Origin of the sequence: Filomicrobium sp., from assembly GCF_025698805.1 — a bacterium.
In the GTDB taxonomy this organism is placed as follows: Bacteria; Pseudomonadota; Alphaproteobacteria; order Rhizobiales; family Hyphomicrobiaceae; genus Filomicrobium; species Filomicrobium insigne.
In genome coordinates this window covers 505,930-526,475 of sequence record NZ_JAILWT010000001.1, presented here as the reverse complement: position 1 = coordinate 526,475, position 20,546 = coordinate 505,930, and the positions used below count along the sequence as shown (strand labels likewise).

Here is a 20,546-nt window from a genome sequence, read left to right as displayed (position 1 = left end):
CGGGCGCTTGATAACGGGGGACTGCACCAGAAATGCGCGCGGCCTTTTAGCAAGTTGTTTTTACGTGGCTGCAAGCCGGCCGGCCAAATCACCACGGTAGTAGGAACGGGGATTAGCGCCGATTGCCGCTTGGCGTCAAGCATCACGTGTTCTATGGCACTGAGATCGAAGGAGGGCGCGACGTGAGCAATCCAGCCCGGATCGAGGATAAAGACGTGAACGCGCAGAGCGGCATAGAGCCTGCGGGCGTACTGCCCGTGCAGGCAATAGAAAAACTGCTGGCGGAAGGCGCTATCTCTGTGGCTGAGCCGCTGATTGATGGCCAAATCCAGCCGGCGAGCCTTGATCTGCGTTTGGGCCCGAAGGCCTATCGCGTCCGTGCAAGCTTCCTGCCGGGGCGAGCAGTATCCGTAGAAGCGCGTCTTGCGGACCTCAAACTTCACGAAGTAGACCTCAGCCAAGGCGCCGTGTTGGAAACCGGATGCGTCTACGTCGTCCCGCTGCTGGAAAGTTTAAACCTACCTGAGACTTTGTCGGCATCGGCCAATCCAAAAAGTTCGACCGGACGTCTTGATGTCTTCACACGCGTAATTGCCGATCGTGTGACGGCCTTCGATCAGATCCCTGCTGGATACCAAGGCCCGCTCTATGCGGAAATCTGCCCTCAGACGTTCCCGATCCTCGCGCGCACGGGCAGCCGCTTGACTCAGATTCGGTTCCGTCGCGGCATGCCGCAGGATACCGATGCCGAGTTGGCCGCCCTCCATGAACGCGAACGACTCGTCAACACGGCGAATCCCGATATCTCCGGCGGTATTGCGCTTTCCGTTGATCTGACCGGATCTGAAACGGGCCTTATCGGCTATCGCGCGAAGCGCCATTCCGGTCTGGTTGACGTGGATGCGCCGGGCTCCTGCGCCATTGCGGAGTATTGGGAGCCGATCAACGTCGGCAAGCAACGACGGCTCATACTCGATCCCGATCAATTCTACATATTGGCCTCGAAAGAAGCAGTTCATGTCCCCCCGACACACGCGGCCGAAATGATGCCCTTCAACCCGCTCGTCGGCGAATTTCGCGTGCACTATGCAGGCTTCATGGACCCTGGCTTCGGTCATGCGCCAGCTGGCGGTGAGGGCTCGCGGGTTGTGCTCGAAGTCAGAAGCCACAAGGTCCCCTTCATCCTCGAAGACGGTCAGATCGTCGGGCGCCTTATATACGAACGCCTGACAGAGATTCCCCGCCTACTCTATGGTCGCGATTTGGGATCGAACTATCAGGCCCAAGGCTTGAAGCTTTCCAAGCACTTTCGCTGAACAGACAAAGAAAACGGCTGGCCCCAGAGGACCAGCCGCCAAAACTTTCGACACTCAAAGCCTGATCAATCGCACGCAAAGTCGAGCTTGACCCACGGCAGATCGAGTTTGCAGCGTCCGTCCGCGGTCTTGTTGAAATATTTGTCGATCGGCAGGTCACCCAAACTCGGGCCGTCTTCCACATCGGGAGGTGGGGCTGCGTTCGCCATTTCTTTTTTCTGGGGAGCAGCAGGTTTCTGTGCCGGGGGGGAGGCCGCGTCTCCGGTATCCTTTTGCGGCTCAGTCATTGGTGCTTCTGCAGTGTCCGCAGCGGACGGCGAGGCAGCGTCAGGTTTGGCTGCTGTCGTCGCAGGCGGAGCGTCTGATGTTACGTCGGGCGGTGTCGCAGGTTGCAGCGCCGGAGCCGATTCAGCGGCAGGCTCCGTCTTTTTGGCATACACGGCATCGTCGCAACGAGTGAGAGTGTCCGGAGCCTTCGTCCAAACCATGGTCTTGGAAAAGAACTTCGTACCCGCATACCCTTTCACGCGAAGCTGATTATCGCTGAGCAATTTCAGTTCGACGCTGTATTTCTTTTTACGCTCGGGACTGTAAATCCAGCCGTTGTCCCAAATGCCTGAACCCGTGGCGCTGACATTGCCAATGATCTGCTTGCCGCAACCGCGCGTGTCGTTCGTGTCTTTGACCCAAACCACGTAGCCGCAGTAGTCGTCGCCGCACGGTTTAATTTCAATCGCACCGCGGCCCTTGTCGTCGAGCCAGACACCGGATGGGTCTGTCGCCGCCTGCGCGATGCTTGGCAGCGTCATTGCTGCAAGGATGAACGCGCCGGCAGTAGTTAGATAAGATCGCATGATCTACGCCCTTCTCTGTCCTGTTTCGCGGCATAAGCTGAAGCATTAGCCGTCGCAGTGCTGTTCTCTGGGGAACATGCAACCTAAGAATATGGCGAACGCCCGGCGCCCATATGGGTTTCATCACATGGTGTGGCAAGCCGAGCCCTTAAATGATCACACGATAACAGGAAAGGGCGGCACCGCCCGGGATGCCGCCCTTATTTGTAAAAACCTGCTGAAACCGGCTTGCAGCGCTATAAGCTATTGATTTGCCGGGCCATAATTATTGGCGTCGGCAGGCATACTAGGCGCTTCAGGCAGAGCGGAAGGCTCCTCGTAGTAGAGCTCGCCGTCCTCGATTGACACGATGTCGCCTGCGGCAATTTCGTAGGCATCCGGGTCATCATCAAAGAACAGGCTGCACGAAGACGAGCACAATTCATCCAGCTGCTGAGAAGGTTCAGCCGTGACGACACGCTCCTGATCCCCTTCGACGATGCGCAGGTTGTGCGCCGAAGGGTCGCGGTTGATGATCGTCGTGGCTTGCGCCGCGGAAAGCCAAAATGCGCTTGCGGCGACTGTACCCAGCACCAGTTTCAACGCGGTCATGCAGATCTCCGAGGTCGTCTTACTTAGCCCGCTTGGCTGCCGGCTTTTTCGCAGCCTTAGCGGCCTTTGCCGGCGGAGCTGCAGCGGCTGCTGCAGGGGCTGCTTTTTTTGCGGCGGGTTTGCTTGATTGAGTTTTTTTCATCTCAATAGGTTCCAAGGTTTGCTGTTTTGAGTGCGATTTCTACTCAACACATTCGAGATATGAGTGAGTTGGTAAATTCGTACAAACGAATTAATGTGAATGTTTGAATGAAGATCTTTGAACTAAGAACCTGCCTATTCACGCCATAACCCTTTTTTGGGCCGCATGGACATCACGCTCGCGAAAACATTTCTGGCTATCGTGGAGGCGGGAAGTTTCAAGGACGCAGCCGAAAAGCTGTGCGTAACTCAGTCTACGGTGTCTATGCGGGTCAAGGCGCTGGAGGAGGCACTCGCTCGAACTCTGTTTGAACGCGCCAAGAGCGGCACGCGTCTGACCCCGGCCGGAGAGCAATTCCAGCGTCACGCCAGCGCGCTCTTGCGCGTATGGAACCACGCTCAGCTTGAGGTCGCGCTCGCCGACCATCACACGGATCATCTGGCTGTCGGTGGTCAGATCAGTCTGTGGGAAGGGTATCTGCTCAAATGGGTGGCGTGGCTGCGCGGTGCGCGCGGCGATATTGCGGTAACGGCAAGAATGGGAACGTCACGCGCGCTTATCGAGCAACTTCTCGAAGGCTCGTTGGATCTTGCCGTCGTTTACCGCGCAGAGTCGCGTCCGGGTTTGATCGTCGAGCACATTTTCGACGATGAACTTGTGCTCGTAACGAGCTCCACGTCGTCGGCACGGAGCCGCCGTAAAGGCTACGTGTTCGTCAATTGGGGGCCCGAATTTGCGGCAGATCATGCCGACACGTACCCTAATCAGACGCACACCAGTCTGCACTTTGATCTTGGCGCGGTTGCCTTAAGCTACCTCTTTGATACCGAAGCGTCGGGATATTTTCCGAGGCGTCTGGTCCAAAGTTATCTGGAAGACGAGCGCCTAAAGCTCGTCGAGCGCGCCCGCCGCTTCGTGTACCCGGTCTACGCAGTATACCCGGAAGATCACAACACAGATGCTTATCCAGAATTTCTGGCAGGGCTGCGGCGTATCTCCGATGAGCTGTCGGAATGAGGCGAGCGGGTGAATTAGGAGGATGAGCTCAGCACGGCCGTGAGAAGACCCGGAAACCTTTGGTCAATGTCGCTCCGTCGCAGAACATTGACGACTTCGGTCCCGCGCCGCTCCGACGTAATCAGACCCGCTTCCCGCAGCACTTGATAGTGATGCGACTGCGTCGACTTCGGAAGCTGTGCCGGTGCAGCAGTGGAACAGTTCATTGGACATCCACCGTTCGCGAGCGTGCGCACGATCGCTAGACGCGCGGGATCAGCCAGCGCGTAAAGAACATTCTCTAATCTGACGTCCGCAATGGACGGATGTATGAACGGTCGTTGCATGACGACAATATGCGACCTAACGGGCGATTGTTCAATGATCCCAAAGAGCCGAACAAGACCGTCCAATGGGGAGTTGGGTGAAAGCGGTTAGGCGGCCGCGAAAAATCGCTCCAAGAAGCGCGTGTAGATGGCGGTAAGAGCCGAGAGGTCGCTGACCGGAACGTGCTCGTCGACTTTGTGGATCGTGGCGTTAACGAGGCCGAATTCGATCACTGGGCACGCGTTCTTGATGAAGCGCGCATCGGACGTACCGCCGCCGGTAGTAAGCGCAGGCGTTACCCCACTGACGTCGCGAACCGCGGCAACCAGCGTGTCGAGTAACGGTCCCGGCTCAGTGCAGAAGGCGTCGCCTGAAAAGGAGAACGTAAGCCGCATATCGGCCTCGACCTCTGCCGCGCTTGCTTCGCAACAGCTACGAATAGCGTCTTCCAGACGTTCGCGTGTCCAATTGTCGTTGAAACGCACATTGAAGGCCGCGCGCGCCTGCCCCGGTATGACGTTCGTCACGGTATTGGGGACCGAAATGATGGTGACCTCGAGATTGGAGCGCTCAAACCGCTCACTGCCTTCGTCGAGCGGAAGCACCGACAGCCGGTCGATGATGCGCGCGAGCTTGGGAACGGGATTGTCGGCCAACGCAGGATAAGCGCTGTGTCCTTGCCGGCCGTTGACAATGATTTCGCCATTGAGTGATCCACGCCGTCCGACTTTGATCTCATCGCCAATGCGGCGCGGATTGGACGGTTCCCCGACGATGCAGGCATCGATCTGCTCGCCCTGCTGCTTGAGCCAGTCGAGCACTTTGACCGTGCCGTTGATCGCCGGTCCTTCTTCGTCTCCCGTGATGAGGAGCGAAATGGCCCCCCGACGTTGGGTGTCCGATTGCGCAAGGTAGGCCGCCGCCGCAGAAACGAAGCAGGCGATTGCACCCTTCATGTCGACGGCGCCGCGACCGAAAAGAATGCCGTCACGAATTTCGCCTGCAAAGGGTGGAACGCTCCAGGCATCTTCTTCGCCGGGAGGTACGACATCCGTGTGCCCGGCAAAGCAGAGGTTCGGTCCGCTGGTTCCGATCCGTGCATAGAGGTTTTCAATATCCGGCGTGCCGGGCTCCGAAAACGTGAGACGGTGGCAGACGAATCCAAGTTCGGTGAGAACGTTCTCCAATAGCGTCAGCGCACCCCCCTCAGCCGGGGTTACGCTCGGGCAACGGATCAACGCCTGAGTAAGACGGGTAACGTCAGTCGGCAGATCGGCGGACATGCAAGCAAGCCTCTATGGCGACGGAGGGAGCCATTGGCCTCGAGAGGCAATGACACGGCTGAACGGGTACGACGATGCGTTTAGATCGATTCCCACCTGCGGTCTTAGCCGTCAAGTCGCCGGAGTTGAGACAGTCGTCGCGCCATCCAGTTGCGTCACGCCTTCGGAAAGAGCTGAGGGCCCCGCAGCTGGGCTGTCGATCTGCGCCTGCACAAGGGTAATCTTCTGCCAGATTTTGCTGGAGAGATAGGACGTTGTCTGGCCCAGATCGCTGGCGGTTTCGATAACGATGGGATCTCGCGTGCCCTGCGCATAAAGCGCGGCAATTTTGGCGGCGAGAGACAGCATCTCGGAGCAGTAGTCGAGGTAGCGAACGAGTTCGAATGGTGTCATCACCCGTTGCGGCGACGAGGGCGTTGCAGTGCCGACCGTCGAAACCCTGCCGGGATCTTTAGTCAATTGGTGCATGTCGATAACATGCACGATGGACCGCAATTCGTGGAGATCATCGAGCGCTTTTTGCCGGTGCCAACGCCCTTCAAGCGTCGATAAGAAGAATACGCCCGCGCCCATAACAACCAGTGTATTGACCGCGGCATCGATGCCCTCCAACACGCCGAACAGGTTTTCGTCTCCGTGTTTGAGTTCGATGATCGAACCGACATAGATGAGCAAGGCCACACCGAGGCCCAGGACGAGGGCGATACCAAAGCGTAGCGGCAGATTGGGCTCGGAAACCGCTGCGGCCTTTTTCTGGCTGGTCTTGGCGATATCGAGAAGCTCTGAACAGACCTTACGCAGTCCGCAGCCAGGAAAACGTTCACTAATGCGACGATCAAGCGTTGCAACTGTCTCGATAATTTTGTCTGGGTCCAGCGTTCTGTATGGCATGGCGTCGTGGATGGCATGCGATCACGGCGCTTATTCGCCGTAAATGCGCTGGCGACGAGGTCGGATCATGTCCGGCGCGCATGTCGTAAAACACGCGCACCGGAATGCAGGTTAGTCGCGCAAAAGCTCGTTGATCGACGTCTTCGAGCGTGTTTTCTCGTCCACGCGTTTCACGATCACGGCGCAATAAAGCCCAGGTCCAGGCGAGCCATCCGGAAGAGGCTTGCCTGGCATAGTACCCGAGACGACGACGGAGTATGGGGGGACGCGGCCCATGAAAACTTCACCCGTTGCCCGGTCGACGATTTTTGTCGAAGCGCCGAGGTAGACGCCCATGGACAACACCGATCCCTCACCGACGACAACACCTTCCGCGACTTCGGCACGTGCGCCGATAAAGCAATTGTCTTCGATAATCACGGGGCCGGCTTGCAACGGCTCGAGTACGCCACCGATTCCGGCGCCACCCGAGATATGGCAATTCCGGCCGATTTGCGCGCAACTGCCGACCGTTGCCCAGGTGTCTACCATCGTACCGCTGGCAACATAAGCGCCGAGATTTACGAACGAAGGCATCAGAACGACGCCCGGAGCGATATACGCGGACCGGCGCACGATACAGTTGGGCACGGCACGGAAGCCGGCCTTCTTGAAATCGGCTTCGGTCATCCCGGCGAATTTGGATGGAACCTTATCCCACCAGGCAGCGCCGCCAGGACCGCCAGAAATTGTCGTCATGTCATTGAGACGGAATGACAATAGGACAGCTTTCTTGAGCCACTGGTTGACCTGCCAATCTCCGCCCGGAGTCGGCTCGGCAACACGGGCTTTTCCGCTGTCGAGCAGATTGAGCGCTTCCTCGACGGCTTCCCGCACGGGGCCCACGGTTTGGGGTGTAACGTCGTCGCGGGCCTCGAATGCGGCCTCAATCGTCTTCTGCAAGTCGTCGTGCGACATTGCGCGCTCCCTCGTTATTCTTAAGAGTCACTTGAGTGAAACGCGTTGTGGCGGGAAGCCGCGAAGGTGTCAATCGCCGGTCCCGTTGTTCCTGCGGGCAGATGTGATCAGTCCTAACGGCTCAAGCGCTCAGTTGCCGTCTTATTGTTGACGGTCCGCCGTGCTAGCGGGCGTCAAGCCGAAGAAATTAAGACCCAAGAGAGCATAAGGATCATTAGCCATGAGTCAGGATCGATCGCTGACCGCGAGTTTCTTTCTGGGAATCGTGACGACAATCATGGCGATTGCGGGCTTCGCTGTATTGCTCGTCATCGAACTTGTCGCAGCTATGTTGGCCTATATCTACTTGGCCATCTACAACACCGAACTGTTTGGATATCTCGTGCGAGAAGCGAGACAGGTTCTTGATGTCTTCAGCACCCAGTTCGAGACGTTTTTCCCAGATTCAGCGAATGCCGCTTATGCGACGCTACTCGGTGAGCTAGGGCCTAAATCCATCCTTCTATTGCTCATTGGGCTCGCTGTTGGGGCGCTCATTCGGCTGGCTTTTTGGATGATAACCCGCATTTTTCGGGCATTCGCTGCGTAACCTTAGCGCCGGCCGCTAGGGTAGGTGCGCCTTGATGAGGCGCACGGCGTCAGCACTGTCCCACTCCGCCGGGCCGACAAGCCGTCCAATCTCGCGGCCGTCCGCGTCAATGAGCAAGGTCGTCGGCATGCCGATAACCTTCAGAACAGACGAAGATCCAGCCTTCTCGTCCACGTAGAGGGTCAAACTCTGAACGTTGATTTTGTCGAGAAACTGCTGGGATTTCTCCGCGCCTCCGCGATCAACGCTCAAAGCCACGACCTCGAACTTATCACTACCCAGTTGATTTTGCAGACGATCGAGCGCCGGCATCTCTTCCCGGCACGGTGCACACCAAGTCGCCCACAGATTGAGAAGGATAGTTTTGCCCTTAAAATCAGCCAGGGTTACCGACTGGCCAGTGCCGTCCTTGAACGAGACATCCCCGAGCGTTTCAGGCTCCGGCTTGAAAATAAAGGCCGCCATGTGCCCGGAATTGAGTTTTCCTCCCTCATTAGGCATGGCATTTGGGGTTGGAGCGGCCGTCTCGCCCGTCTTTGTCGGAGCCGCCATAGGCTTTGCCTCGGCGGTCGTCGGAGAATTGGCGATGCCCTCGCCGTTGTCAGACGGTGCCATCGTCCAGTATACCGCCGCAAACCCGATGACGGCTGCGATCGCCGCAATCCAAAGGTAGCTGGCTGGTGATGTTCGTTTCACCGCAGTCGAACTATCTTTGCTCATGGTCCTCAGTCTTCTTGTCTCATCCGCTTTTCTAGCCGGAGCTAAACCGTGACCGATACTAACGCCAACCGCATGTGGGGTGGCCGCTTCCAGATGTCACCCTCTGAGATCATGGAGGACATCAACGTCTCCATTGAGTTCGACAAGCGCATGGCCTTTGAGGATATTGCCGGATCCAAGGCACATGCCGCCATGTTGGCGGCGCAAGGCATCATCGGTGCTGAGGATGCGAAAGCCATCAGCGAGGGGCTTGATCGCATTCTCGGTGAGATCGAGCGTGGCGAGTTCGAATATTCTCGCGCGCTGGAAGATGTTCACATGAACATAGAGTCGCGCCTGAAGGAGATGATTGGAGAGCCTGCGGGGCGCCTTCACACGGCGCGCTCGCGCAACGATCAGGTTGCGACGGATTTCCGCCTCTACATTCGGGCCTGCATTGATGCCTTCGACGTGGCTCTGCGTAACCTCCAGCATGCATTGGTGACGAAGGCCGCAGCACACGCAGGCACCATCATGCCCGGTTTCACGCATTTGCAGCCCGCCCAGCCCGTCACCTTTGGCCATCATTTGCTGGCGTATGTCGAGATGTTGGCGCGCGACCGGGGTCGCTTTGCTGACGCTCGCAAACGTTTGAATGAATGTCCGCTCGGCGCCGCTGCGCTTGCCGGCACCTCGTTCCCGATCGACCGTCACGCGACGGCAGAGACGCTAGGCTTCGATCGGCCGACGGCGAATTCGCTCGATAGTGTTTCCGACCGCGATTTCGCCCTTGAGACGCTCTCCGCGGCCACGATCTGCGCGTTGCACCTGTCGCGCTTCGCTGAGGAAATCGTGATCTGGTCAACGCCGCAGTTCGGCTTCATCAAACTGAGCGACCGTTTCACGACGGGCTCGTCAATCATGCCGCAGAAGCGGAATCCGGACGCCGCTGAGCTTTGCCGCGCGAAGGTCGGTCGTATCGCTGCCGCTCTGCAAAGCCTGGCAATGGTGATGAAGGGGCTGCCGCTCGCTTACTCAAAGGACATGCAGGAAGACAAGGAAGTCACCTTCGACGCGCTTGACAGCTTCCGCCTCGTCGTCGCGGCAATGGCTGGCATGGTCGAGGATATGGAGCCAGTCCCGGCGACAATGCATGCGGCTGCCGGGGCGGGTTATTCCACTGCGACCGATCTGGCCGATTGGCTTGTCCGCGAACTCAATCTGCCCTTCCGACAAGCGCACCACGTCACAGGAGCGATTGTGGCCATTGCTGAACGCCGTGGCGTAGCGTTGGAAAACCTCACGCTCGACGAGATGCAGGCGGTGGAAAACCGCATCACGAAAGCCGTGTTTTCGGTGCTCAGCGTGGAAAATTCGGTGAAAAGCCGCTCCAGTTATGGTGGAACTGCGCCACAGAACGTAGCAAAAACAGCTGCGGATTGGGTCGCGAGGTTGGAAACGGAAGCCAACTCGGGCTAGAAAAGCCCAACATGGGCATGGCTTCCCAAGCTATGCTTTGGCATGCCTTGCCGTTTCATGGGCATTGGGGAAGCGGCGGGCATCAAGGCTGAACGGCAAATGAGGGACAGCGTCAACATGTTGAGCGCGTTTCGAAAAGGCCTCCTGCTTGCAGCTGTTTCGTTAGCTGTTGCGGGATGCGGCATACGCGGCTCGCTAGAGGCGCCTGCGGAAGCTAAGGCGGCCGGCACCGCAACCTCACCCGAAGCCCAGGATCCGGGCAAGAACTCCGCTGCACCGGAAAAGGAGCATCGGCCCTTCATTCTCGACGGTCTGTTGCGCTAGGATCGCTCACCGGGGGCCGGGTCCGGTGTCAGATCGCACTGGCTCACGTTCCAAAAAACGGCCTGATCTGCGATAAAATTCATCATGCATCATTTTGCCTATAGGGACGGCGTCCTCACCGCCGAAGGCGTCAGCCTCGTCGATATCGCGGAAGCCGTTGGCACGCCTTTCTATTGCTATTCGACCGCGACGTTGACGCGCCACTACGAGGTTCTGTCCCAGGCCTTTGATGGTCAGAACGCATTGATTTGCTACGCGGTCAAGGCGAACTCCAACCAAGCTGTCCTGGCCACGATGGCGCGCCTTGGTGCGGGCATGGATGTCGTGTCTGAAGGCGAGTTGCGGCGGGCGCGGGCAGCAGGTGTCCCCGCAAGTAAAATCATTTTCGCCGGAGTCGGAAAGACGCGGTCCGAAATGGCCTACGCGCTCTCGGAGGGCATTCTCGGGTTCAACGTCGAAAGTGAACCGGAGTTGTTGGCTCTAAGCGATGTCGCTGCGGAAATGGGGCTGCGAGCCCCCGTAGCGATCCGCGTAAACCCGGACGTAGACGCTGGAACTCACGCTAAGATTTCTACGGGCAAGGCCGAGAACAAATTCGGCGTGCCTTTTGCTGCGGCACCCGAACTTTACGCCAAGGCCGCAAAACTGCCGGGCATCGAGATCACCGGCGTACACATGCATATCGGCAGCCAGATCACCGATTTAGCGCCATTTCGAGCGGCGTTCGCCCGCATGCATGAACTCGTCGTCATGCTGCGCGCCGCGGGGCATAATCTGCGCCACCTGGATATTGGGGGCGGTCTCGGAATCCCCTACCGCGGGACGAACGATACACCACCCCATCCCGACGAATATGCGCGCGTCGTGCGGGAGGCTCTCGGAGATCTTGGTCTGAAGGTCGTTCTTGAGCCGGGACGAATGATTGTCGGCAACGCTGGTGTGCTCGTAACGCGCGTAATCTACGTCAAGGAAGGATCTGACAAGACCTTCACGATCGTAGATGGCGCGATGAACGATTTGATCCGGCCGACGCTTTACGAGGCGTATCACGATATCTGGCCGGTCCTTGAAGCGCGCGCCCAGAATCCCGCTGTCATGCAGGATGTCGTTGGCCCGGTATGCGAAACCGGCGACTTTCTGGCCGAAGATCGCAAATTACCGCTCTTGCAGCCGGACGATCTGATCGCCGTTATGAGCGCCGGCGCGTACGGTGCGGTAATGTCATCGACCTACAACTCTAGATTGCTGATCCCTGAGGTTATGGTCTCAGGAGATGCGTATGCTGTGATCCGGAGCCGGCCGACATATGATGACTTGATTGCGATGGACACGCTTCCGCCCTGGCTGTCGAAAGGCTGAAGAGCTACGGGAAAGGCGTGAAAAGAAGCCTCTGGTGCCTGCGCCTCGCCTCTATTACATGCAATAGATTGTGACATCCGCAAGCGTATTTGCCGGATGCGCTGATCGTTTGCCATGATAGGCTGGCCGCATGACAGATGGAATTCGTTCTCAGCAAGGGGCTGGAACAGGACCCGCGACGACCCATCCGACGCAGAACAGCATCAACGTGATGCTGGAGCGCAAAATCCGTCGTAGCCGGTGGGCGTTGTTCTTTGAACGGCTTTGGCCGCGTCTTTGGATGATTGCGGCTGTCGTAGCCGTGTTCATCATCGCTTCCCTGTTAGGTCTTTGGCCGCTTTTGGGGAGCACTGCTCATCTCATCGTATTGGCGCTGAGCGCGGTTGCGCTTGTTGCTGCGATAGGCTGGGCCGTCCGTACGCCATGGCCGACACGCGATGCCGCGATCCGGCGTTTGGATCTTGAATCCACGGTTCCCCACAGACCCGCCACGTCCTACGAAGATACGCTCACAGCGGGCGAAACAAATGCCACAACGCTCGCGATCTGGCAGGCGCACCGCAAGCGCTTGGCAAATGCGCTCGAAAAGTTGCGCGTTGCGCCGCCTCACCCCGATACCCCCCGGCAGGACCCTTGGGCGTTGCGCATTCTCTTGTTGTTTGGCGTCGTGGCTGCAACGGCGCTGGTGGGCAGCGAATTTTCAGACAGACTGCAAAGTGCGTTTCGCTTCCGCTCGGAAGCATCCGTGCTTCAGGCACGCGTAGACGCGTGGATCACGCCACCGGCCTACACGTCGAAGCCGCCCATTATGCTTGCCGATGGCGGAAAATCTCCGCAACAGCAAGCCGACGCGAACCGCCCCGGGCTTTTGGAAATTCCAGACAATAGTCAATTGATCGTCCGCGCCAGCGGCGTTGATCTCGGGGCGATAAGCCTGGAGATCCAGTCGGAAGATGAGCAGCCGATCCTCGTCAAGGCCGACAACGTCGAAGCGCCCGGCCGGACCATTGCCAACGTTGTGGAGCTGCGCCATGAGCTGACGCAACCCGCCCGCGTGCGCTTATTGATCGATGGCAGTGAAACTGCGGCATGGACCTTTGCAGTCATTGCCGATCAACCTCCCGAGATCGCATTGACCGAAGAGCCGAAAGCGACGCCGCGCGGCTCTATGAAGTTGGCCTATAAAATTTCCGATGACTACGGCGTGGCGTCTGCCCGGGCCAAGGTCGTGCGCGCCCCGCAGTCTGAAGAAGATCCCGCAACGGCGTGGGCTCGCCCGGAAACTTTGACCGGCCCACGTCTGCCTCTGCAGCGTCCGCCCGAACTTGATCTGCGTTTGCCGCGGGCGAATGCTAAGGAAGGCGAAGCGATCACGCATCTTGAGCTCGGATCACATCCTTGGGCCGGCCTGCGCGTGATCATGACGTTGCAGGCAACTGATGTTGCCGGGCAACTTGGCGAAGCCAAGCCCATCGAGATGGTGTTGCCGCAGCGCATTTTCCGCAACCCTTTGGCACGCGCTGTCATCGAGCAGCGTCGCAAATTGGTCGAAGATTCGCGGCATCGGGTGTCCGTAGAGCGTGCGCTCAGTGCGCTGACCTTGGAGCCCGAAGGCTTCATCGATGACGTTCAGGTCTATCTCGGATTGCGCACCGCGTATTATCGCCTGAAGCGCGACGACACACGCCCGGGACTGGACAGCGTGATTGATCAGCTCTGGGACGTCGCTCTGCGCATCGAAGATGGAGACCTGAGCGATGCGGAACGGCGCCTGCGCGAAGCGCAGGACAAGCTGTCTCAAGCGCTTCAGGATGGCAGTTCCGACGAGGAAATTCAGCAGGCAATGCAGGAGTTGCGTCAGGCACTCAACGAATATCTCCAGCAGCTTCAGAAAGATGCCCAAAACAATCCGACCCAACAGGGCACGGATCAGCAGAACCAGATGCTGACCCAGCAGGACCTCGAGCGCATGATGAAGCAGATCGAGGAAATGGCTAAGTCTGGTTCGCGCGATCAGGCTCAGCAGATGCTGAGTGAACTACGCGATTTGCTTGACCGCCTGCAGTCGGGTCAAAATTCGCAGGCTCAGGGCGAAGCCAACAAGCAAATGATGGAAATGATGAGCGAGCTGGGTGACATCGTCGGCCAGCAGCAACGGCTCATGGATGACACATTTGGCGAACAACGGCGCGAGGGCGAAAACGGGCAGCGCGGTCAACAGGGGCAAATGGGCCAAGGTGGCCGCCAACAAGGCCAGCGGCGCGGCCCTCAAGGCGAACAGGGCCAGATGGGACAAGGCCAGCCCGGTAAGCAGGGGCAACCAGGGCAGCTCGGCGACCGGCAGACCGAGCTTCGCAACCGATTAAGCCAGCTTCAGCGCGACATGCAGGAGCGTGGTATGGGCGGAACACCCAATCAATTCGACAGTGCGCGCGAAGCCATGGAGGCCGCAGAAGAATCCCTGAAGAATGGGGACTATGCCGGAGCTACTCAGGAGCAGGCGCGTGCGCTAGATCAGATGCGGCAGGGCGCGCAGGAGATGGCGCGGCAGATGATGCAGAATATGCCGCAGCGCTACGGCCAGAATGGCGATGCACCGCGTGACCCTCTGGGACGGCCGCAACGTTCGCAGGGTCCCGATCAGGGGACGTCTGTAAAAGTACCTGACGAGATCGACATGCAGCGGGCACGGCAAATTCTTGAAGAATTACGCCGCCGTTTGGGTGAAGCCCAACGCCCACCTTCTGAGCTCGATTATATCGAGCGATTGCTCCAGCGCTTCTGATCAAAGCAAGCATATTGATTCTCAGATCGCAGGCTGGTTCTGAAGCTCCTGTCAAGAGCTTCAAAACCGCCTGTGGCGATCGCGACATGCTTCACAATTCTTGAGCAGCAGTGAACGGATCGACGTTTGCCCATCCCAGCCATCACCATTAGAACCAAAAAAGGGGAGACCAGGACAATTGAGGTGCGGCGGCGCAGGGAGCGTCCGCCGATGGTGGTGCACGGGAGTGATGATTCTCATGACGTCGGTTATTGGCACGCGGCACGTGGCCGTCAGCCAATCGATGCGCAGCGATACCGCTGCGTTACAACGGGACTCGTTTTCGGGCACCGCGCCTGACCTTGGGGCATAGGTCGGCGGGGAAGGCTGATGGACATTCAGGATCTGCGCATCTTTACGCGCGTTGCGGCGATGCAGAATCTTTCTGCGGTGGGCACAGAGATGTCGCTCACGCCGGGCACAATCTCGAAGCGGCTACAGGCTCTCGAAGATGAACTCAGCGTTCGTCTTTTCGATCGCACGACACGCTCAATCCGGATCACAGAAGAAGGTGCTCTCTTTTTAGAGCATGTCGATCGCATCCTGGCGGAGCTTGAGCTGGCCCGTGCGAGCGTCGACGGCAACGTCAAAAGTCCGCGAGGAAAGCTGAAGATCAGCGCGCCCGTGCACATAGGCGGCCGCGAAGTCGGCGAAGGTATTTCGTCCTTCATGCGCCAGCACCCAGAAATAGAAATTCACGCTGAATTAACGGACCGCAACGTCAGCCTCCAGGAAGAGGGCTTCGACGTTGCGATCAAGACGGGAGTCCTTGCTGACAGCGCTTTGATCGCGAAACGTTTGGCGACCAACCCGCATGTTATCGCAGCCTCACAAGTTTACCTCGATAAGCATGGCGTGCCAAAGACACCCAACGAGCTGGAGCGCCACTGTTGTCTGGTTCACGGTGAAGACTGGGCATGGCCGTTCGCCCGGCGCAATGCACAGCGTAGTGTGCGTGTCACAGGAAGGTTGCGCACGAACGACGATCGCCTCCTGATGCGAGCTGCCCTCGATGGACATGGGCTGATCCGCGTATCGAGCGGGCGCGTTCGCTCGGCTCTCGCGGACGGTCGCCTCAGGACGGTGCTTGAGGATTACGATACGACCGGAGACAGTGCCGTTTGGGCAGTCTATCCGCGGAACCGTCACATGCTGCCGCGTTTACGTTCGTTCGTCGATTTCTTCGCGGCCTGGACGCGTGCCGCCGTCGATGAGGATCATCAGTGCAAGGACGTCCCCGTATCTGGCGACGGCGGGCGCATTCGGTCGGCAAAGGAAAACCAGCAGGCCGCTGCCCCTCAGCCGACCCGTTCCAAAACGCCAGCGCCCGCACGCAAGCGCGCCCCGCGTCCCCGGAAAAAGACTGCGAAGCGCGCGTAATATGTCATGAGTGACACCATTTAAGGGGTAGCTGCTGCGGCAGGCCGCACCGCGAACCGTACGCCGAGGCCACCGATGACCTGATGGCTGGCAAGCTCAGTTGTTAAGCGGCCCTGCGCCGGCTCTTCGCCTGAGAACCACCGCATGGCTTGCCGGTATAGATCTGCAAACAACCCGATCTTAGTGCCATCAAGCCCCGTCAGAGGCACGTCATAGCTCGCGAATGAGAACTTATACTCTAGAAAATAGCTCATCCTCGGCAGCCGGAATTCGAGTCCGACGAGTGCCTGAACCACGGGACCTGTGAACTGATATTCGTAGGTGCGACGCTTGTCTGACTGCAACTGAATTTCAGTGTGCGGCAGATTGATACCGGCGCCGAGGCCGACGTAGGGCGACAGACGCGGGTGCAAGTTCGCCAGCCGAAGCAGGCCATTCAGCGTCAACATGTTGTGGCCGTGGCTGAACTCCAGCCGCTTGAAGACGTCGTTCAATTTCGCGACTTCTGGTGCTTGGCTACCGTTCAGAAGCCCTTTGAATTTTGCATCGTTCTGGAGTTCCGCGATTGTCTTCGAGTGCGTGAAGTCCAGCATGGTGCCCGTCCGCCCTTCGCCGAACCAACGCAGCACGCGAACACCGTAGTAGATCGGGTCGATGAACGGTTCGCCGCGCCATGCGACAGGCTCGGCGCTGAAGTCGTGCTGGCCAGCTTTCTTGAGATTTACCTGACTGTCGTAGGTGTATGGCATCCCGCCATAGGCGGCGACCATGTATTCCGCTGTCGGTGCGGAGCTTTTGGACTTTGGCGTGGCAGCTTGCGGAGTATCGCTTGCGACGCGCTCAGGTTCGCCCGCATCTGATTGCCAGACACCCGCGCCGACCCATACCGCGAGAGCCAGGATCGCCAGAGCGCGTGACCCCGTCTCAAACCAGCCGCTTGCTGCGCTGGGGGCCGCAGGCCGAGACCACACCAACTCGGAAAGGCGGTAGGTATTCGGCAAAGCGTGTATCCCCCAAATCGAGCCCATCCGTCACGCCACGACGATGCCAGAGAAATGGCCGGCAGATGACGGTTGTCTTCTTCTAGTGCCCGTGGGCACAAAACCGTAACCACGCCGTTCGTCGCATTGATCTGCGTCAACTACAAAGACGCACTTGCTGCAGGCCCGGCCAGCCGGTCTAGCATGGCTCGAACAGCACGGATCTGGGCGGCATCCCGGGTCAGGTATTGACGACCGGTATAGCCCCACCAATCCCAACAGCCCTGGGGATTAAGCGCACCGGTACTGACTTCAGGAAACAGAACGATAAGCCGGTTGGACGCGGCCCAACGTGCAAGGCCGCTCTCCTTTATGAAGGCATCGCCGACAGCAGCTCTATTTTGCAGGCAGCCGTGAAAAGCGACGTGCAACCGGCATCCGGCCTCGTCGCGGCACGAGTCCGGAATGAACACGACACCGGATGGCCCCATACCATGATCATAAATATTCTCGGTAAAGGGGTCCTGATCGAATTCGAGGAACCGACCTGCAAGCTGCTCCTGCGGCGGGGCCAGCTGACCGAGAATCTGTTTGAGCATGACCCCGGCTTGGTCGTAGTCGCAATCCGTGATGTACGGAGAGCGCGACACCGAACATTCGCCGCCGGAATCGGTAGTGACGAACGCATGCCCCGCAGGCACATCACTGACATAAAGAATGTTCCCGTCAGGAACGCCAAGATTTCGATAGAAGGCCACCGCAGCCGCTACGATGGGCGGCTTCACCACAGTGTCCTCCTGGCCTGAAAAGAGGTAGAGGCGATCCGTTGTGACGTCTGCAATCGCGCCGATTTTGTTTTCGTTAGAGAAGGTGCGCGCCTTGCCGGCAAGAAGAGCCGGATCAGGGATGCCCCACATAGCGAGCGCATTGAGCATGCAGCCATTCACTGCGCGGGAAGCATTTAGAAAAACGGTTCCGCTATCGGGTACAACGCCTGCGAAGGCACTTTCAGCACAAGCATAGGGCCCGCCGGCTATAATGCCGGCCCCACTGACGATATCCGCGTGGGCGAGCTGAAACTGTCCCGCCATATAGGCGCCGGATGATATCCCGGACACGGTTGTACCATGAAGTTGCGCCGCTAAGGCAGGCAACGCTGCAGGTTTGCGACTTGGCGCATCCCAACCCATTGGCCCGGCCAGGAAGAGTAGGCCGAGAAGCATTATCCCGACCGCCATCATCCACCACCGAGCCCACAGATTTAAGAGTACGCTCATCGTTCCCCCGCCTGCTATTCCGCCTGCCCACGCATGAATTTTTTCTACGCGTCTATCGCGGGCGGGATTTATCGTGACAATAAGCCCGCTGACCAAGCAGTGCCACACCGAGCCGATCAGAGCGGCAGGCATGGCGTGGGGTAGGATTTAGGGTTTTACTGTAAGCGGACCGTGACACGATCGACACGACCCTCCGCGTCAATCACGGAAACCTTTGCGAAACCAGGACCATTAGGCTGCCACAGGACCTCGCGCCGGTGTGGCGAAGAATCCAGAGGGCGTCCATCCACAAGCCAGGTGAGCGGCAATTGGCCGCCCTCCGCTTTCAGAAGTAGAGGCTCAGCGGGCTGTTGACCTGCTCCGACTTCGAGTTCGGAGCGGTCGGGTGGAAACGCGATAACGACGGGCTGCTGCAGGAATCCCCCTGAGCTGGCTTCTGTCGCTTCGCGACCGAAACGCTTTAGGGGAGGCGGCAACTCGGCGCCCGAAACCCTGAGTACGCCGGCAGGTGCTGGAGCGAGCGGCACGCGCTGTTCTTCCAGACGTGAGAAGGCATCAAAAAGGATGGGTGCCGCGGCTGTGCGTCCGGTCAAGCCCGGCGTTGAGGTCGCATCAGGTCGTCCAACCCAGACCGCGATGACATAGCGGCCGTCATAGCCAATCGCCAACGCGTCACGGTAGCCATAAGACGTCCCCGTTTTATAGGCGATACGTCCGCCGCGCGTATTGGCCGGCGGCGGCGCATCTTTTAGGATGTCCCCCACATACCATGCCGCCACTGGCGACATGAGGCGGCGCTTTCCATCATCTGCGACGGCGCCGGTGAGGTGGCGCCGTTGTGCGTCTCCGCGCAAATGGGTGAGCGCGACGTAACGGCCACCGTTGGCCAACCCCGTATAAAGACCCGCCAGATCCTCAAGCGTCAGTCCGAGGCCGCCGAGGGCAATAGCGAGGCTTGGGTGCGCGTCATCAGGCAGAACCGGGGTGAGTCCGAACCTTTTAAGACGGCCGACGAGCCGATCAGGTCCCACAGCATCGAGCATCGCGACAGCCGGTACGTTGAGGGAGTGCCCTAGCGCTTCCCGAATCGTGACGGTGCCATGGTATGAATCGTCGAAGTTTTCTGGCCGGTAGGAACCGAACCGCGTGGGACGGTCCTCAATCAACGTCTCAGGATGCGCGAGTCCGGCCTCGAACCCGAGACCGTAAACGAGCGGCTTCAGTGTCGATCCTGGTGATCGGATAGCGCGCGTCATGTCGACCGCACCAAATCGCTCACCGTCGAAGTAACCCGCTGACCCGACCTGTGCGAGGATCTCACCCGTTGTGTGATCTACGGCAATCACGGCCGTTGAAAGTTTAGGGCCGAGCGCGCCTGCGTGCTGCGTGGCCAACGTCTGAAGAGCGGCCTGGACGTTTCGGTCAATGGTCAGATGATGAACGGTGCGATCCGGATGAGCGACCAGTTCGGCTTCAGCCAGATGCGGCGCCAGCATAGGAAACGAACGACGCAAGTGCGGCACCACATCGGCCATGGCGTATTCGGCTTCCGCACGCGAAATGACGCCAGCCGCGACGCCGCGTTGAAGCACCCGGTTTCGTGCAATGCGTGCCGCCTTCCAGTTCCGGTCAGGCCGTCGCGTCTCCGGCGATTGTGGAAGCGCCACGAGCAGCGCAGCTTGCGACAGCGACAGGCGATTTGGCTCACGTCCGAAATAGGCGAGGGAAGCCGCACGCACACCCTCGATGTTTCCGCCGAAGGGGGCCAACCTTAGATAGATGTCGAGGATTTGCCCTTTGCTGAGCTGACGCTCTAGCTGAACCGCGCGCAGGATTTGCGAGAACTTTCCCGCGGCGGTGCGTTCATGACGTCGGTCGAGAAGTCGCGCGACTTGCATGGTGAGTGTTGAAGCCCCGGACACAATCCGCTGATTTTGGATGAGCTGTAACGCAGCCCGCCCGGCGGCATACATATCGACACCGCCATGCGTCCAGAACCGACGGTCCTCGAAGGCGAACAGAAGTTTCAGATAACGCTGGTCCACCTGGGTATGTGTGATGGGGAGACGCCAGCGGTGATCTTCAGTGGTGAACGCGCGAAGCAGTCGATCTTCTCGGTCAAGCACCGTGACCGAGAGTTGATCGGCAACCTGAAGCGGCGGTGGATCGAGCCGAGCAATCGCGATCTCGAATGCCGCCACGGCGGAAAGTCCGGCAGGGATGATCGCGGCAGCTCCTGCTGCCGCGATCTTTAGGAAGGGTCGAGCCCGGCTCATAG

General features: G+C 58.9%; 18 protein-coding genes and 1 riboswitch. Of the genes, 8 read left to right on the top strand and 10 right to left on the bottom strand.

Annotated features, from left to right (window positions below; genetic code table 11):
• Positions 1-26 precede the first annotated feature (26 nt).
• A riboswitch (SAM riboswitch) is annotated at positions 27-105 on the bottom strand.
• A 110-nt stretch (positions 106-215) separates the two neighbouring features.
• A complete protein-coding gene (locus K5845_RS02390) occupies positions 216-1,316 on the top strand; it encodes a 2'-deoxycytidine 5'-triphosphate deaminase (protein ID WP_432264130.1) in 1,101 nt (366 codons plus the stop codon).
• A 65-nt stretch (positions 1,317-1,381) separates the two neighbouring features.
• On the opposite strand, the gene K5845_RS02385 is transcribed toward K5845_RS02390, so the two are convergent.
• Positions 1,382-2,170 (bottom strand): DUF2147 domain-containing protein, encoded by a 789-nt coding sequence (locus K5845_RS02385; RefSeq protein WP_090226797.1) that lies wholly within the window; start codon positions 2,168-2,170, stop codon positions 1,382-1,384.
• A 243-nt stretch (positions 2,171-2,413) separates the two neighbouring features.
• On the bottom strand, positions 2,414-2,761 hold the full coding sequence (locus K5845_RS02380) for a hypothetical protein (protein ID WP_046477383.1): 348 nt from the start codon (positions 2,759-2,761) through the stop codon (positions 2,414-2,416).
• A gap of 307 nt (positions 2,762-3,068) precedes the next feature.
• Between K5845_RS02380 and K5845_RS02375 the strand changes: the two genes are divergently transcribed.
• A complete protein-coding gene (locus K5845_RS02375) occupies positions 3,069-3,920 on the top strand; it encodes a LysR family transcriptional regulator (RefSeq protein WP_046477384.1) in 852 nt (283 codons plus the stop codon).
• A 14-nt stretch (positions 3,921-3,934) separates the two neighbouring features.
• Here K5845_RS02375 and K5845_RS02370 read toward each other — a convergent pair whose 3' ends face one another.
• From K5845_RS02370 to dapD, 4 genes are all read right to left on the bottom strand, one after another.
• Entirely contained in the window at positions 3,935-4,246 is a 312-nt protein-coding gene (locus K5845_RS02370; protein ID WP_046477385.1) for an ArsR/SmtB family transcription factor, read from the bottom strand.
• A gap of 87 nt (positions 4,247-4,333) precedes the next feature.
• The gene (gene dapE / locus K5845_RS02365; protein WP_090226793.1) at positions 4,334-5,509 is read right to left on the bottom strand and encodes a succinyl-diaminopimelate desuccinylase; all 1,176 of its coding nucleotides are present in this window, start codon (positions 5,507-5,509) and stop codon (positions 4,334-4,336) included.
• A gap of 111 nt (positions 5,510-5,620) precedes the next feature.
• A complete protein-coding gene (locus K5845_RS02360; RefSeq protein ID WP_046477387.1) occupies positions 5,621-6,400 on the bottom strand; it encodes a hypothetical protein in 780 nt (259 codons plus the stop codon).
• A gap of 111 nt (positions 6,401-6,511) precedes the next feature.
• Positions 6,512-7,357, bottom strand: a complete 846-nt coding sequence (gene dapD, locus K5845_RS02355; RefSeq protein WP_046477388.1) for a 2,3,4,5-tetrahydropyridine-2,6-dicarboxylate N-succinyltransferase — start codon at positions 7,355-7,357, stop codon at positions 6,512-6,514.
• Between the two features lie 220 nt (positions 7,358-7,577).
• Here dapD and K5845_RS02350 point away from each other — a divergent pair, with 220 nt between their 5' ends.
• Positions 7,578-7,946: a hypothetical protein gene (locus K5845_RS02350; protein WP_046477389.1), complete on the top strand. Its 369-nt coding sequence runs from the start codon at positions 7,578-7,580 to the stop codon at positions 7,944-7,946.
• A gap of 15 nt (positions 7,947-7,961) precedes the next feature.
• Here the strand turns inward: K5845_RS02350 and K5845_RS02345 are convergent, their stop codons facing one another.
• Positions 7,962-8,666 carry a TlpA family protein disulfide reductase gene (locus tag K5845_RS02345; RefSeq protein WP_287958299.1) on the bottom strand — a complete coding sequence of 235 codons (705 nt, stop codon included), beginning with the start codon at positions 8,664-8,666 and terminating at the stop codon, positions 7,962-7,964.
• A 72-nt stretch (positions 8,667-8,738) separates the two neighbouring features.
• On the opposite strand from K5845_RS02345, the gene argH reads away from it, so the two are divergent.
• The 5 genes from argH to K5845_RS02320 all read left to right on the top strand — a co-directional run bounded on the left by argH (position 8,739) and on the right by K5845_RS02320 (position 16,011).
• Entirely contained in the window at positions 8,739-10,124 is a 1,386-nt protein-coding gene (gene argH / locus K5845_RS02340) for an argininosuccinate lyase (protein WP_287958418.1), read from the top strand.
• Between the two features lie 57 nt (positions 10,125-10,181).
• Positions 10,182-10,448, top strand: a complete 267-nt coding sequence (locus K5845_RS02335) for a lipoprotein (RefSeq protein WP_287958298.1) — start codon at positions 10,182-10,184, stop codon at positions 10,446-10,448.
• Positions 10,449-10,532: 84 nt separating this feature from the next.
• Complete coding sequence (lysA, locus tag K5845_RS02330; RefSeq protein ID WP_287958297.1) at positions 10,533-11,807, top strand: diaminopimelate decarboxylase; 1,275 nt, start codon at positions 10,533-10,535, stop codon at positions 11,805-11,807.
• A gap of 130 nt (positions 11,808-11,937) precedes the next feature.
• Entirely contained in the window at positions 11,938-14,592 is a 2,655-nt protein-coding gene (locus K5845_RS02325) for a TIGR02302 family protein (protein ID WP_287958296.1), read from the top strand.
• 369 nt (positions 14,593-14,961) lie between these two features.
• The gene (locus K5845_RS02320) at positions 14,962-16,011 is read left to right on the top strand and encodes a LysR family transcriptional regulator (protein ID WP_052743743.1); all 1,050 of its coding nucleotides are present in this window, start codon (positions 14,962-14,964) and stop codon (positions 16,009-16,011) included.
• A 20-nt stretch (positions 16,012-16,031) separates the two neighbouring features.
• Here the strand turns inward: K5845_RS02320 and K5845_RS02315 are convergent, their stop codons facing one another.
• From K5845_RS02315 to pbpC, 3 genes are all read right to left on the bottom strand, one after another.
• Positions 16,032-17,012: a hypothetical protein gene (locus K5845_RS02315; protein WP_287958293.1), complete on the bottom strand. Its 981-nt coding sequence runs from the start codon at positions 17,010-17,012 to the stop codon at positions 16,032-16,034.
• Positions 17,013-17,152: 140 nt separating this feature from the next.
• The gene (locus K5845_RS02310) at positions 17,153-18,268 is read right to left on the bottom strand and encodes an extracellular catalytic domain type 2 short-chain-length polyhydroxyalkanoate depolymerase (RefSeq protein WP_287958292.1); all 1,116 of its coding nucleotides are present in this window, start codon (positions 18,266-18,268) and stop codon (positions 17,153-17,155) included.
• A gap of 155 nt (positions 18,269-18,423) precedes the next feature.
• Positions 18,424-20,544 (bottom strand): penicillin-binding protein 1C, encoded by a 2,121-nt coding sequence (pbpC, locus tag K5845_RS02305; RefSeq protein ID WP_287958290.1) that lies wholly within the window; start codon positions 20,542-20,544, stop codon positions 18,424-18,426.
• Positions 20,545-20,546 lie beyond the last annotated feature (2 nt).

Bases quoted from the DNA above. Each gene is read 5' to 3' on its own strand.
- K5845_RS02375 (WP_046477384.1), top strand. From the start codon at position 3,069: ATGGACATCACGCTCGCGAAAACATTTCTGGCTATCGTGGAGGCGGGA.
- K5845_RS02385 (WP_090226797.1), bottom strand. From the start codon at position 2,170: ATGCGATCTTATCTAACTACTGCCGGCGCGTTCATCCTTGCAGCAATG.
- argH (WP_287958418.1), top strand. From the start codon at position 8,739: ATGTGGGGTGGCCGCTTCCAGATGTCACCCTCTGAGATCATGGAGGAC.
- K5845_RS02310 (WP_287958292.1), bottom strand. From the start codon at position 18,268: ATGAGCGTACTCTTAAATCTGTGGGCTCGGTGGTGGATGATGGCGGTC.
- K5845_RS02345 (WP_287958299.1), bottom strand. From the start codon at position 8,666: ATGAGCAAAGATAGTTCGACTGCGGTGAAACGAACATCACCAGCCAGC.
- pbpC (WP_287958290.1), bottom strand. From the start codon at position 20,544: ATGAGCCGGGCTCGACCCTTCCTAAAGATCGCGGCAGCAGGAGCTGCC.
- dapE (WP_090226793.1), bottom strand. From the start codon at position 5,509: ATGTCCGCCGATCTGCCGACTGACGTTACCCGTCTTACTCAGGCGTTG.
- K5845_RS02370 (WP_046477385.1), bottom strand. From the start codon at position 4,246: ATGCAACGACCGTTCATACATCCGTCCATTGCGGACGTCAGATTAGAG.
- K5845_RS02380 (WP_046477383.1), bottom strand. From the start codon at position 2,761: ATGACCGCGTTGAAACTGGTGCTGGGTACAGTCGCCGCAAGCGCATTT.
- K5845_RS02360 (WP_046477387.1), bottom strand. From the start codon at position 6,400: ATGCCATACAGAACGCTGGACCCAGACAAAATTATCGAGACAGTTGCA.
- K5845_RS02325 (WP_287958296.1), top strand. From the start codon at position 11,938: ATGACAGATGGAATTCGTTCTCAGCAAGGGGCTGGAACAGGACCCGCG.
- lysA (WP_287958297.1), top strand. From the start codon at position 10,533: ATGCATCATTTTGCCTATAGGGACGGCGTCCTCACCGCCGAAGGCGTC.
- K5845_RS02335 (WP_287958298.1), top strand. From the start codon at position 10,182: ATGGGCATTGGGGAAGCGGCGGGCATCAAGGCTGAACGGCAAATGAGG.
- dapD (WP_046477388.1), bottom strand. From the start codon at position 7,357: ATGTCGCACGACGACTTGCAGAAGACGATTGAGGCCGCATTCGAGGCC.
- K5845_RS02320 (WP_052743743.1), top strand. From the start codon at position 14,962: ATGGACATTCAGGATCTGCGCATCTTTACGCGCGTTGCGGCGATGCAG.
- K5845_RS02350 (WP_046477389.1), top strand. From the start codon at position 7,578: ATGAGTCAGGATCGATCGCTGACCGCGAGTTTCTTTCTGGGAATCGTG.